Here is a 13,570-nt window from a genome sequence, read left to right as displayed (position 1 = left end):
ATTCCCGCGCCTCACTTGATGGCGACGATGCGGCGCATGGGCAGGGGCACCCGCACGGGCGCGTTCTCGGCCCGTGAGGTGAGGAAGTCGATGGCGCTGCTGGCTCTCGCCCTGTCACCGGCCTGGCGCAGACCACCCACGAGGATTTCTGCGTCGGCGCGGTTGCGCACCTCGAAGTGGTGGCGGCCGCGGGCATCCTCCATCTTGGTGAGACCGACGGCGGCGAGCATGGTCTTGGCCCGGAACTCCACGGTCCCGGCAAGGTGGGGGCTGGCCCTCAGGTAGGCGCCCAACTGGCTGGCGACGCGGAGATCCTCCATGTTCATGGGGCGCAGCGACGGTGTCAGGCCCGCGAAGACGCCGCCCGGACGCAACACGCGGGACACCTCGGCCAGGAACTGCATGCGGTCCTCCGTGAGGCCGAGCCCGAGGCTGGTCACGACGGCGTCGAAGGCGTTGTCGGCAAACGGGAGGTGGGAGGGGTCCGCCTGCACGAGGGGGCGGCTGTCGTCGGCGGGTTCGAGACAGCCCAGGGTTTCGTCCACGGTGATGACAGTGCGCCCGGGGGCGCCGAGGCGCCCCCCGAGCCCGCTGGCGCCGCACGACAGGTCGAGGACCAGCTTCGCCGAGCCCGCGACGGCGCGCGCCAGCCATTCATACGGTGTGTGGTCACCCCCGAAGGTGCGCTGAAGAACCTTGTCCACGGCCTGCGGACGGCCGGGCCCGAACCAGTCGACATCGGCCACACTCACTGGGATTCGTCCTCCACGAACAGCAGTTCGGCCACGGCGTCGTCGATGAGGCAGGTGCCTGAATCGGTGCGCACATCCAGGCCGTGCGGCACGAGCCGCGCCTGGAACCGGGCGCCGGGTTTGAGCTCGAGGTTGGCCATGACCTCGATCAGCTCGGAGTTGGCCTGCACGTTCTCGCTCATGCGCACCAGCGTCGCCGTGATGCTCTCTCCGGATTTCACGAGGCTGGCCAGCGACACCACACCATCGGTGAAGGGGGTGTCGTCGACGTCGATGCCGAGCTCCCGCAGCCCGGGAATGGGGTTGCCGTACGGGGATCGCGTCGGGGAGTGGAGGATCTCGACGAGTCGGCGCTCGACGTCGGTGGAGATCACGTGCTCCCACCTGCAGGCCTCGTCGTGGACCTTGTCCCACTCGAGGCCGATGACCTCGGTGAGCAGACATTCGGCCAACCGGTGCTTGCGCATGACCCCCATGGCCAGGCCGCCGCCCTTCTGCGTGAGGCTGATGGTGCGATCCGGCTCCACCACGAGCAGCCCGTCACGCTCCATCCGTGCCACGGTCTGGGAGACGGTGGGACCGGACTGGTGGAGCCGTTCCGCGATGCGTGCCCGCAGCGGCGGCACCCCCTCCTCGATAAGTTCGTACACGGTCCGCAGATACATCTCCGTGGTATCGATCAGATCACTCATGCGCCCTCGCCTCCTGACGAGGCCATACTAGGCGGTGGATGACCCCGATGACGTCAAACCCGTGCCGGGTGGGGACAAGGTGTCCCTTCCGGTGAGGCTTCCCGAGGTTGACGCCTCCGTCGTGGACAATCGCTCAGAGGATCGTGCTCCCCCGGCGGATCACCTCGTGCAGCACGCCGTCGTCGTCGACGAGGCACAGGTCGGCCCAGCGGCCCACCGCGATCTGGCCCACGTCCAGGAGGTCGTGCCATCGCGCCGGGGTGGTGGACGTCATGACGGCCGCCTCCTCGATGGTGCAACCCACCTCGGCCACCAGGAAGCGGAACGCCTTGGCCATCGTGAGCGTGGACCCGGCGATGGCGCCCTGTGAGCCGTCGGTGGTGACGAGCCGTGCGGTGCCGTCGATGACGTCGACCTCCAGTTCCCCGAGGACGTAGCTCCCGTCCCCCTTGCCTGTGGCGCTCATGGCGTCGGTGACCATGCCAACGCGGTCGATGCCGGCGGCGTCGATGGACATGCGCGCCACCACGGGGGCGTGGTGGACACCGTCGCAGATCAGCTCCACCATGCAGCGATCATCAGTGAGCAGTACGGGTACCGGGCCGGGCTTGCGGTGATGGATGGGGTTCATGGCGCTGAACAGGTGGGTGACGATGCACACGCCCCAGTCCAGCGACTCGCGCGTGACGGCCTCGTCCGCATTCGAGTGGCCGAAGGCGACCTTGACGCCGGCCTCGGTGAAACGTCGGGCCGCGGCCTCGCTGCCCGTGCGCTCCACAGCCATGGTGATCATCTTCAGTGCGGGACCGCCGGCGGCGATGAGCCTCTCCACGGACTCCACGTCCGGGTCCCGCAGCAGCGCCGGATCGTGGGCGCCCTTCTTCTCCTCGGCCAGGAATGGGCCCTCCAGGTGGATACCCGCCAACTCGTCGGCCTCCACGAGGGTGCGCAGGACGGCGAGCTGCCTCTCCAGCTTGTCGATCGGCTCGGTGACGGTGCTCGCGAACATGGTGGTGGAGCCCTGGGTGCGGTGGTAGTCGATGGCCCGCTGGTTGGCGGCCACGTCGGGGTCGCCGAAGGACACGCCCACAGCGCCGTGGGTGTGCGTGTCCACGAAGCCCGGCACCGCCCACAGCCCCGCCCGATCACCCCCGGCGGGGGCGCCCGCCTCGACCGAGACGATACGGCCGTCCTCGATGCTGATGACTGCGTCCTGCAGGACACCGTCCGGGGTGACTGCGCGGCCGACTCTGATCTGCGAACTCTGCATGACCTCATCCAACCACTCGTGAAAGACTGCTGACCGTGCAGATCGACATACCGCAGAACCTCCGTCCCGCCGATGGCCGCTTCGGGTCCGGACCCGCAAAGGTGCGCCGGGAGGCCCTCGAGTACCTCCTGGCCCGCGCCGACGTGATGGGCACATCCCACCGGCAGGCCCCCGTGCGCGGGCTCGTGCAGGAACTGCAGGAGGCTCTCTCGGACCTCTACCGACTTCCTGAGGGCTACGAGGTGACCCTCGGCAACGGTGGTGCCACAGCCTTCTGGGACGTCGCGGTCTTCTCCCTCATCGCCGAGCGCTCCGCCCACGGCGTCTTCGGCGAGTTCAGCCGGAAGTTCTCCACAGCGAGCGCGAAGGCGCCGTTCCTGGGCGACCCACGGGTTTTCGAGGCTCCGCCCGGGTCGGTGGCGTTGCCGAAGGACTGCGACGCCGACACTTACTGCTGGGCGCAGAACGAGACCTCCACGGGCGCCTCGGCACCGGTTCGCCGCATCGGCGACGGCCTCGTGCTCGTGGACGCCACGTCGGCGGCAGGCGGGATCGACGCCGACATCGCCAGCACGGACGCCTACTACTTCGCCCCACAGAAGAACTTCTCCTCCGACGGCGGCATGTGGTTCGCGTTCCTGTCCCCCGCCGCGGTCGAGCGCGCCGAGAGCATCGCGGCGGGCGGCCGCTGGATTCCGGACTTCCTGGACCTCAGCTCCGCCATCAAGAACTCGCGTCAGCACCAGAGTGTCAACACCCCTGCCATCGCGACGCTGCTCATGATGGCGGACCAGGTCCGCTGGATGCAGTCGCTCGGGGGCATGCCGGCCGTGGCGGCCCGTTGCGCCAGCTCCACCTCCATCGTCTACGACTGGGCCGAGCAGCGCGACTGGGCCACACCGTTCGTGGCCAATCCGGAGCACCGCTCCCCCGTGGTTGCCACCATCGACCTGGACGACACCGTCGACGCCAAGCAGGTATCGGCAATCCTGCGTGAGAACGGCATCGTCGACGTCGATCCGTACCGGGCGTTGAACCGCAACCAGCTGCGCATCGGCTGCTACGCCGCGGTCGACCCGTCGGACGTGGAGAAACTGGTGGCCTGCATCGACCACGTGGTGGAGCGTCTCGCGCCCTGATCCGCCGCCGGGTCAGCGACGGACGACGAACACCGCGACACCCGCCAGGACGGCGACCACGCCTGCCGCCACCAGCGCGAGGATCGTGCCGCGGCGGGACACCGTTGGCGTCTGTGAGCTACCCGGCTCCGCCGTGGCCGTGGCCGTGGTCTCGGGCGAGTCGGTGGCGTCGGCGCTCTGCGACGGCGACGGCGACGTGGTGGGCACGGGGGTGGCAGTGGTCCTGCCGTCGGGCAGCGGCTCGTCACGCAGCGGAGAGGCACCCCCCACCAGCATGCGGCGTTCCCCGAACGTCGTGATCGACTCGTCTGCGGGGGCGTCGACGTACGTCGTGGAGGCAGTCACCTCCCAGGTGAAGGCATCGACAAGGTCCACACCGGTGGCGGTGCGCAGCATGAGGGTGGACCCGTCGTCGAGGAACACTGCATCGGTGACGCCCTGGGGCGCGTCGGCGGAGCGCACCAACTCGTTGACGTCTGTGCGCGACGGATTCAGGCCGGCGCGGTAGATCCCGGGGTCGTCCCCGCCTGTGACGACGTAGACCCGGCCCTTGCCGGAAACGGCCAGCGCCTTGGCGTCCTGGGGCCCCTCCGGGTAGGAGAAGTCCCAGGCGCGGTAGTTGGTGGTCCCCTCCTGAGGGCCCACGCGGAAAACGGTCACGAAGTCACGGGCAGCGGCCTCGTCGCCGATGTCGCCGATGTAGAGCATTCCGTCGAACATCGACAGGGCCTGCACGGACTCGACGCTGCCCGAGAACGTCACGTCCCGCTCGTCATCACCGGAGGTCGACCAGGCGGTGATGCTGCCCTTGTCGTCGGTGAGAATCACCTCCCCGGCCCCCTCATCCCAGGCAAGGCCCGTGATGGCGGTGGGGGCGGAGTCCCCCAGGTTGATGTCGTCGGCGAAGGCCGGGCCGGCAGCCACAAGCCCGCCGAGCCCGAGCGCGCACATGGCAGCGGCTGGGCGGCGGAAGGAGTTCATGGTGTGTGGCAGCTTACTGCGATTCCGCCCCACAGGCCGACCCGGCGTCACCCGCCGAGGCCCATGAGAGCGCCGACGATGACAACACCCACCACCAGTGCCAGCACTGTGGTCACAATCAGGCGGCGCGTTCGAGGATTCACGGTGCCGATGGTACGCGGCCGCTACGGTGATGGCATGCAGGAGCTGCGGCTGTTTGCCATCGGCATCAACGACGTGCGCGACATCTTCGGCGCCGACGCACCTCTGGCTGCCCGGTTGAGGGACTCAGCGGCCAGACATTTCGCGGCGCCGCCCCACCCGAGATCCCTGCTGTCAAAGCTCGGTCCCGTGTTCTCACGGCACCCCCAGAGTGAGGTGGATCCGCAGAATCCTCTGCGCAGCGACGTCGACGCTCTCCTTGCCGGCGGCCACATCCCCGTCGAACGACTGGTGCAGTGCTGGCAGGTCCTGCTGGCGTGGCTGGGTGATCTTTCGGCCCAGTCGTTGGACATCACACTGGACGGGCTGGAGGCCCTCGAGTTCGACCTTGCCCTGGCGGGACTGCCCAGCGACTTCTCGGTGCGCCGTCTTGCCTCGCGCGAACTGGGGACGCCGCTTCGTCCGCTGCCACACCAGGTGGTGGGCTACAGCAAGCACCAGCATGTGGTGGAGACCTACACCGAGCTTCGGCAGGTGCACGACGACGCGGGCCCCGGTTTCGCGACCACCATGCACGCCATCGAGCCCCTGATGGGGTTGTTGGGCGGCATCGCGGCGCGTCCGGCCGCCATGCTGGACCTCGTGGTGGTCCAGATCCCCGGCTGACCCTGCCCCCGCGTCAGCGGGGCACGATGACCAGCACCAGGTCCCCACCATCGAGCTGCGTGGTCCCGGGAGCCGCGATGCGCGTCACTGCCCCAGCCACTGTCGCGTTGATGGAGGCCTCCATCTTCATGGCCTCGATCGTGGCCACCCCGTCTCCGACGACGACGGCGTCCCCCACGTCGACGGTGACGGTGACCGCACCGGCAAACGGGGCCGCCACGTGGCCCGGGTTGGCCGGGTCAGCCTTCTCCGTGGCAGCAACCTCGGAGGCCAGCGAGAAGTCACGGACCCGCACGGGCCGGATCTGGCCGTTCAGAAGACACATCACGGTCCGCTTGGCGCGCTTGTCGGGCTCGCTGATGGCCTCGAGGCCGTAGATGAGGTCCACGCCCTTCTCCAGCCTGATGCCGTACTCCCTGCCGGGCTCCATGCCGTAGAGGAAGGAGATGGTGGAGAGTGCGGACAGGTCCCCGAAGTCCTCGCGCATCTGCTCGAACTCGCGGTTGGGCGCCGGGAACAGCAGACGGTTGAGCGTCTCCTGCCGGATGCGCCCCGTCTGCGCGAGCAGCGCGAGGTCATCCCTGGCCACGTCGGTGACCCGAACGGGTGTGCGACGGCCCACCATGGCCTTGGTGCGGAACGGCTCCGGCCATCCCCCGGCAGGCATGCCCAGTTCCCCGTTGAGGAACCCGATGACGGAGTCGGGAATGTCGAACTTCTGCGGGTCCTCGGCGAACTCCTCGGGGTCGGCACCCACGGCCACCAGGTGCAGGGCGAGGTCGCCCACCACCTTCGACGACGGAGTGACCTTGACGGGACGCCCCAGGATCTTGTCGGCGGCGCTGTACATGGCCTCGATGGCCTCGAACTTCTCCCCAAGCCCCAGCGCGATGGCCTGCTGACGGAGGTTGGACAGCTGGCCGCCCGGGATCTCGTGGTCGTAGACACGCCCGGTGGGGGCGGGCAGACCGGACTCGAACGGCCGGTACAGCTTGCGAACAGCTTCCCAGTACGGCTCCAGGTCGAGCACGGCCTGCGAGTCGATGTCCGGCGCGCGTTCCCCGTCCTCCAGCGCCATCAGCAGCGCCGACATCGGCGGCTGCGACGTGGTGGAGGACAGTGCGGAACTCGCGACGTCGACGGCGTCCACACCCGCATCGATGGCCGCCATGAGCGTCGCCATCTGTCCACCGGTGGTGTCGTGGGTGTGCAGGTGCACGGGCAGGTCGAAGCGCTTCCGCAGTGCAGTGACCAGCTTGGCGGCCGCATGGGGCCGTAGCAGGCCGGCCATGTCCTTGATGGCGATGATGTGAGCGCCGGCGTCGACGATCTGCTCGGCGAGGCGCAGGTAGTAGTCGAGGGTGTAGATGGTTTCGCGCGGATCCAGGAGGTTGGAGGTGTAGCAGAGCGCTACCTCCGCCACCGACGGGGTGGAGCGGACGGCCTCGATGGCCGGGCGCATCTGCTCGACGTCGTTCAGCGCGTCGAAGATCCGGAAGATGTCCACGCCCACCTCGGCCGCCTCCGCCACGAAGGCGTCTGTCACCTGGGTGGGGTACGGCGTGTAGCCGACGGTGTTGCGGCCGCGCAGCAGCATCTGCAGGTTCTGGTTGGGCATGGCCTCGCGCAGCTTGGCCAGACGCTCCCACGGGTCCTCCGCGAGGAAACGCAGTGCCACGTCGTAGGTGGCCCCGCCCCAGCACTCCACGGAGAACATGTTCGGCAGCATGCGTGCCTGGTAGGGCGCCACCGCCACCAGGTCACGGGTGCGGACCCGCGTGGCCAGCAGCGACTGGTGCGCGTCCCGGTACGTGGTGTCGGTGATGCCCACCGCCTTCTGGTTGCGAAGGTCGCGGGCGAATCCTTCGGCCCCGAGCGACAGCAGGCGCTGGCGGGAGCCCTGCGGCGCCTCCGATGCCAACGAGATGGGGGGCAGCTTGACGCTGGGCTCAAGCTGGGTGGGCGCATCGCCGTGGGGCTTGTTGACGGTGGTCTCGGCGACGTAGCGCAGCAACTTGGTCCCGCGGTCGGCCGGGGTACGGGCCGAGAGCAGGTAGGGCCGCTCGTCGATGAACGACGTGGTGATCCGGCCGGCCTCGAAGTCGGGGTCCTCGAGCACGGAGCGCAGGAAGGGGATGTTGGTGGACACGCCGCGAACCCGGAACTCGGCCAGGGCGCGCTTGGCGCGGGCGATCGCCATGGGCAGGTCCCTGCCGCGGGCCGTCAGCTTCACCAGCAAGGAGTCGAAGTGGGGGCTGATGTCGACGCCTGTGCCGGTGGTGCCGCCGTCGAGGCGGATGCCGGCTCCGGAGGCGGAGCGGTAGGCCTGGATGGTTCCGGTGTCCGGGCGGAAGGAGTTGAGGGGATCCTCTGTGGTGATGCGGCACTGGAGAGCGGCGCCGCGGATGGCGAGCTCGTCCTGACGGATGCCGATGTCCTCCAGCGACTCCCCTGAGGCGATGCGCATCTGCGCCTGCACGAGGTCGACGTCGGTGATCTCCTCGGTGACGGTGTGCTCCACCTGGATGCGGGGGTTCATCTCGATGAACACGTGCCGACCGGCGCGCTCCCCCGTGGTCTCCACGAGGAACTCGACGGTCCCGGCGCACGTGTAGTTGATGGCGCGCGCGAACTTCACGGCGTCGCTGGTGAGCGCCTCGCGCAGTTCCTCGGTGATGTTGGGTGCCGGGGCGATTTCCACGACCTTCTGGTGGCGTCGCTGGATGGAGCAGTCGCGCTCGAACAGGTGGACGGTGTTGCCCTGCGAGTCGGCGAGGATCTGCACCTCGATGTGTCGGGGGGCGGCGACGGCCTGCTCCACGAAGACGGTGGCGTCGCCGAAGGCACCCTCGGCCTCGCGCATGGCGGCGCCCAACTCCTCGACGAACTTCGACGGCGTCTCGACACGGCGCATGCCGCGGCCGCCTCCGCCTGCCACGGCCTTGATGAACACGGGGAAGCCGACCTTCTCCGCGCCGGCGATCAACTCGTCCACGTCGGTGGACGGCGGCGTCGACGCGAGCGTGGGGACCCCTGCCCTGCGCGCATGCTCCAGCGCCCGCACCTTGTTGCCGGCCATCTCCAGCACCTCGGCGGATGGGCCGATGAAGGTGATGCCGTTGACGGCGCAGGCAGCGGCCAGGTCCGGGTTCTCCGACAGGAAGCCGTAGCCCGGGTACACGGCGTCGGAGCCTGATTCCTTGGCCACCCGAATGATTTCGTCGATGTCGAGGTACGCCCGGACGGGGTGCCCCCTTTCACCGATGAGGTAGGACTCGCTCGCCTTGATGCGGTGGTCCGCATTCCGGTCCTCGTAGGGGAACACGGCGACGGTCTTGCACCCCAGTTCGTATGCGGCACGGAACGCGCGGACAGCAATTTCGCCACGATTGGCTACAAGGACCTTGGAGAACATGGGCTCAGCGTAGCGAAACGACGCCACATTCCCATGTGCGTGCCCGCGGACGGGGGCGCCCACACGCGGGGAGCTGATGCGCCTGTGCCCAGCATGTGGACAAATGACAGCGGCCCGGCCGCCACGCGAGGGGTGGGACCGGGCCGCTGGGCGGACGGGGATCAGGTGATCAGGAGATCAGGCCTATGAGGGGACCCTGGACGAAGTAGATGACGAACATGGCCGCCACCAGCCACATGAGGGGATGCACGTCGCGGGCCTTCCCCGCCACGGCGCGGATGAACACGAACGCCAGGAAGCCCACGCCGATGCCCGTGGTGATGGAGTAGCTGAACGGCATCAGCGTCAGGGTCAGGAACGCCGGAATGCCGAGTGATGCGTCGGTCCAGTCGATGTCGACCACCTGGGAGATCATCAGGAACCCGACGAACACCAGGACGGGCGAGGCCGCCTCGGACGGCACCATGTTGATCACGGGTGACAGGAAGATGGCCAGCAGGAACGCCGCACCGGTGACCACGGAGGCCAGTCCGGTCCGTGCGCCCTCGCCGACGCCAGCCGTTGACTCCACGTAGCAGGTGTTGGAGGACACCGAGCCGACACCGCCGGCCACGGCGGCGAGCGAGTCCACCATGAGGATGGCTGTGGTGCGCGGCGGCATGCCGTGCTCGTCGAGGAGGTTCGCCTCGCTGCCCACGGCCACGACGGTGCCCATGGTGTCGAAGAAGTCCGCCAGCAACAGGGAGAACACCAGCACGGCCAGCGTGATGAAGTGCGCCAGGGAGAAGGTGCCGTCGGGGAAGAAGGCACCCAGCATGTCGATCCGCCCGAACAGGCTGAGGTCCGGCCAGCCGAAGCTGCCGAGCTGCGGCACGTTCAGTGCCCACCCCGTGGGGTTGTCTGCCCCGACGTTGGCGCCGATCCCTGCGACTGCCTCGAGGATGACGGCCAGCACAGTGGCCACCACGATGGAGATCAGCATGGCCCCCTTGACCTTGCGGACGTAGAGCGCGACGAGCAGCATGAGCCCCACCACGAACACGAGGACGGGCCAGCCGGCGAGCGAGCCGTTGATCCCCAACTCCACGGGCGGTGCACCCGCAGGCTTGCGGATGACGCCGGCGTTGATGAGACCCACGAACGCGATGAAGAGGCCGATGCCGACGCTGATGGCGGTGCGCAGGGTCCGTGGGACGGCCTTGAACACGGCGGTACGGAACCCGGTCATCACGAGGATGGCGATGATGATGCCCTCCCACACCACCAGACCCATGGCCTGGGGCCACGTCATCTGGGGGGCGATGACGTAGGCCACGAGGGCGTTGAGGCCCAGTCCCGTGGCCAGGCCGATGGGGAACCTGCCGATGACGCCCATGAGAATGGTCATGATGCCGGCGATGAGGGCCGTGCCGGCCGCGACCATGCCGATGGAGGCGCCGACGGCGACCGTGTCCACCTCGGTCATGGCCGCGTCAAGGAACTTGGGCGCCCCGGAGATCAGGAGTCCGCCCTTGTCGGTGGCGGTGCCGATGATCAGCGGGTTCAGGGCGATGATGTAGGCCATCGCGAAGAAGGTGACGAGGCCGCCACGCACTTCATGGCCGATGCTGGAGCCCCGACGGGTGATGTCGAAGAAGCGGTCCAGTGATGTCGATTGCTGGAGGGGGGCGGTTGTCTCGGGCCGTCTGTTAGCCCGCGGGGATTTGGTGACCACGGCCGACATGATATCCGCGTCGAGCGTGGACGGCCCTGTCGGGTCATCTGGCAAACAATTTTTGTGACGGACCAATCCAGTGGCGAGGCGGCTCCGAATGGTGGGTGAGACCCCGACGAAAGGAACTCATCATGAACCGCACCTGGAAGTCACTCGCCGCCTCGGCAGCCATCAGCATGGCCGTGGCAGCACCGCTGGCCATGTCCACCACCTTTGCCAGTGCACACAACGGGGAGGACCACGACAGCGCAGTGACGTTCCGCCTCGACTCGATGAAGGGCACCAACGCCACCGGCGATGCCACCCTGACCCCCACCGACTCCGGCGGCCTCGTCGTCGAGATCAGGGCCAAGGACATGGTCCCCAACTCCCCGCACGCCCAGCACATCCACGGCGACACCTCCGGTGCAATGAAGCACTGCCCGGCACCCTCCGCCGACAAGGACGGCAACGGCTTCATCAGCATCGAAGAGGGTTTCCCGGACTACGGCGACATCCACATCTCGCTGACCACCACCGGCGACACCACCAAGGCCAGCGGCCTGGCCGTGGACCGCATGCCCATGGCCGACGCGCAGGGCAACCTCAGCTACAAGCGCACCCTGACCGCCGCGGAGCTCCCCAAGGGCACCCTGGAGAACCTCGCCAACCTGCACGTCGTGCAGCACGGCGTGGACGCCAACGACAACGGCAAGTACGACATGGAGGGCCTCGGTGAATCCACATTCGCCAAGTCACTCGGTGTCGACGGCATCCCGGCCGAAGCCACCGACTCCGCCACCTGCGGCATGATCATGCCCGCCGGTGGCGTCGCCACCGGCGGAGAGGCGCCCACCGCACCCAACAGCGGACTTCTCGCTGCCGGAGGCGTCCTTCTTGCCGGCGGCGCCGCAGTCGCCATCAGCCGTCGTCGCTCAGCCGCCGTCACCGGAGCCTGACCGACGATCATGGCCAGCACCACGTCACCGCTGCAGTGACTGGTGCTCTCCCGGGGGGGTGAAGGAAAGGCCGGGGTGTGCGCCATGGGCGCCGCCCCGGCCTTTCCTGTGTGGCGTCACGAAGGCGCACACCAACAAGCGACCTCCGTTGGCCTCCAGACATGGCTCCGCGAAAGTTTTTTTCACCGTCGACCAATCCGTTGTGTCAGCAGCTCCGAATCATCAGTGAGACCCCAACGAAAGGAACTCATCATGAACCGCACCTGGAAGTCACTCTCCCTCTCGGCCGTCGCCGCACTCGCGGTCACCGCGCCGATGGCACTGGCCGTCAGCCCTGCACACGCCGACGAGGGCAGTGCAGTGACGTTCCGCCTCGACTCGATGAAGGGCACCAACGCCACCGGCGATGCCACCCTGACCCCCACCGCCGATGGTGGACTGGTCGTCGAGATCAGGGCCAAGGACATGGTCCCCAACTCCCCGCACGCCCAGCACATCCACGGCGACACCTCCGGTGCAATGAAGCACTGCCCGGCACCCTCCGCCGACAAGGACGGCAACGGCTTCATCAGCATCGAAGAGGGTTTCCCGGACTACGGCGACATCCACATCTCGCTGACCACCACCGGCGACACCACCAAGGCCAGCGGCCTGGCCGTGGACCGCATGCCCATGGCCGACGCGCAGGGCAACCTCAGCTACAAGCGCACCCTGACCGCCGCGGAGCTCCCCAAGGGCACCCTGGAGAACCTCGCCAACCTGCACGTCGTGCAGCACGGCGTGGACGCCAACGACAACGGCAAGTACGACATGGAGGGCCTCGGTGAATCCACATTCGCCAAGTCACTCGGTGTCGACGGCATCCCGGCCGAAGCCACCGACTCCGCCACCTGCGGCATGATCATGCCCGCCGGTGGCGTCGCCACCGGCGGAGAGGCGCCCACCGCACCCAACAGCGGACTTCTCGCTGCCGGAGGCGTCCTTCTTGCCGGCGGCGCCGCAGTCGCCATCAGCCGTCGTCGCTCAGCCGCCGTCACCGGAGCCTGACCGACGATCATGGCCAGCACCAAGTCACCGCTGCAGTGGCGGGTGTTGATGGGGGGGGCAGCAGGAGTGGTTGGGGTTGGCGTCATTGGCGCCGCCCTGGCCTTCCCCTCCGTCACCGCCCCCGCGGCACTGCCCGCTCCATCATCCGTGTCGACTCCCACCACCTCAACGAGTGGTGCGGCAGCCAGCACCCCGGCGGGAACGCCCTCGGCCAGCACGCCGGCGGCCTCCCCCGCCCCGTCCGCCTCCGTCATCCCCCTCAACCAAACATCACCCAGCACCGTCCCCAGCTCCACGCCCCCACCGGCGGTGGCTGCGCTGGCCGAGTCGGCACCCACCAGGGTGAAGATCCCCAGCATCGGTGTCGACGCAGGCACCGTCTCGCTGGGTCTGGACGGCAATGAGCTCGAGACACCCGCCGACCCGGACGTGGTGGGCTGGTTCACCGGCGCACACACGCCCGGGGCACCCGGCAGGGCGGTCCTGGCAGGTCACCTGACCTGGAACGGTCGTCACACGGTGTTCGCCCGCCTCCCACAACTCGCCGTCGGCGCCATCGTCGAGGTGGACCGGGAGGACGGCACGACCGCCAAGTTCGAGGTCACCAAGGTGTCCACGTTCCCGAAGGACGCCTTCCCCACGGACGAGGTATACGCTTCCACCGATGACCCATCGCTGGTCCTCATCACCTGTGGCGGTGAATACAGCAAAACTCAGCACTACTACGACTCCAACGTCATCGCCTTCGCCAGTGCTCTTGATTGAGTGAGGAAGGACGTGGTCACCCCAGATGACCGACGACGTGGGGCCCCCGG

Annotated in this window: 11 protein-coding genes; 5 read left to right on the top strand and 6 right to left on the bottom strand. The window is 68.3% G+C overall.

Features of this window, described 5'->3' with window-relative positions; all coding sequences use genetic code 11:
• Positions 1-11: 11 nt before the first annotated feature.
• The 3 genes from EAX62_RS05830 to nagA all read right to left on the bottom strand — a co-directional run bounded on the left by EAX62_RS05830 (position 12) and on the right by nagA (position 2,714).
• Positions 12-752, bottom strand: coding sequence for a class I SAM-dependent methyltransferase (locus tag EAX62_RS05830; protein ID WP_158600559.1), 741 nt, complete (start codon positions 750-752; stop codon positions 12-14).
• Positions 749-1,444, bottom strand: a complete 696-nt coding sequence (locus EAX62_RS05825) for a metal-dependent transcriptional regulator (RefSeq protein WP_121900645.1) — start codon at positions 1,442-1,444, stop codon at positions 749-751. Before EAX62_RS05825 ends, EAX62_RS05830 begins: the two co-directional genes overlap by 4 nt.
• Before the next feature lie 133 nt (positions 1,445-1,577).
• Entirely contained in the window at positions 1,578-2,714 is a 1,137-nt protein-coding gene (gene nagA / locus EAX62_RS05820; RefSeq protein WP_121900644.1) for an N-acetylglucosamine-6-phosphate deacetylase, read from the bottom strand.
• Between the two features lie 35 nt (positions 2,715-2,749).
• On the opposite strand from nagA, the gene serC reads away from it, so the two are divergent.
• Positions 2,750-3,853 (top strand): phosphoserine transaminase, encoded by a 1,104-nt coding sequence (gene serC, locus EAX62_RS05815; protein WP_233557819.1) that lies wholly within the window; start codon positions 2,750-2,752, stop codon positions 3,851-3,853.
• A gap of 12 nt (positions 3,854-3,865) precedes the next feature.
• Here the strand turns inward: serC and EAX62_RS05810 are convergent, their stop codons facing one another.
• Complete coding sequence (locus EAX62_RS05810) at positions 3,866-4,834, bottom strand: hypothetical protein (protein ID WP_147454028.1); 969 nt, start codon at positions 4,832-4,834, stop codon at positions 3,866-3,868.
• 144 nt (positions 4,835-4,978) lie between these two features.
• Here EAX62_RS05810 and EAX62_RS05805 point away from each other — a divergent pair, with 144 nt between their 5' ends.
• Entirely contained in the window at positions 4,979-5,641 is a 663-nt protein-coding gene (locus tag EAX62_RS05805; protein ID WP_147454027.1) for a hypothetical protein, read from the top strand.
• A gap of 13 nt (positions 5,642-5,654) precedes the next feature.
• Here the strand turns inward: EAX62_RS05805 and EAX62_RS05800 are convergent, their stop codons facing one another.
• Positions 5,655-9,056, bottom strand: a complete 3,402-nt coding sequence (locus EAX62_RS05800) for a pyruvate carboxylase (RefSeq protein ID WP_121900640.1) — start codon at positions 9,054-9,056, stop codon at positions 5,655-5,657.
• Between the two features lie 169 nt (positions 9,057-9,225).
• Complete coding sequence (locus EAX62_RS05795) at positions 9,226-10,770, bottom strand: NCS2 family permease (RefSeq protein ID WP_407703300.1); 1,545 nt, start codon at positions 10,768-10,770, stop codon at positions 9,226-9,228.
• A gap of 131 nt (positions 10,771-10,901) precedes the next feature.
• Between EAX62_RS05795 and EAX62_RS05790 the strand changes: the two genes are divergently transcribed.
• The 3 genes from EAX62_RS05790 (at position 10,902) to EAX62_RS05780 (ending at position 13,520) form a co-directional block, all read left to right on the top strand.
• On the top strand, positions 10,902-11,708 hold the full coding sequence (locus EAX62_RS05790) for a hypothetical protein (RefSeq protein WP_121900638.1): 807 nt from the start codon (positions 10,902-10,904) through the stop codon (positions 11,706-11,708).
• Positions 11,709-11,960: 252 nt separating this feature from the next.
• Complete coding sequence (locus EAX62_RS05785; RefSeq protein WP_121900637.1) at positions 11,961-12,755, top strand: hypothetical protein; 795 nt, start codon at positions 11,961-11,963, stop codon at positions 12,753-12,755.
• A 9-nt stretch (positions 12,756-12,764) separates the two neighbouring features.
• Entirely contained in the window at positions 12,765-13,520 is a 756-nt protein-coding gene (locus EAX62_RS05780) for a class F sortase (RefSeq protein ID WP_121900636.1), read from the top strand.
• The last annotated feature ends 50 nt before the right edge of the window (positions 13,521-13,570 follow it).

The sequence above is a fragment of the Tessaracoccus antarcticus genome, from assembly GCF_003688855.1.
In the GTDB taxonomy this organism is placed as follows: Bacteria; Actinomycetota; Actinomycetes; order Propionibacteriales; family Propionibacteriaceae; genus Arachnia; species Arachnia antarctica.
Note: the sequence above shows the minus strand (reverse complement) of the source record. Positions and strands in the feature narration are given on the sequence as shown.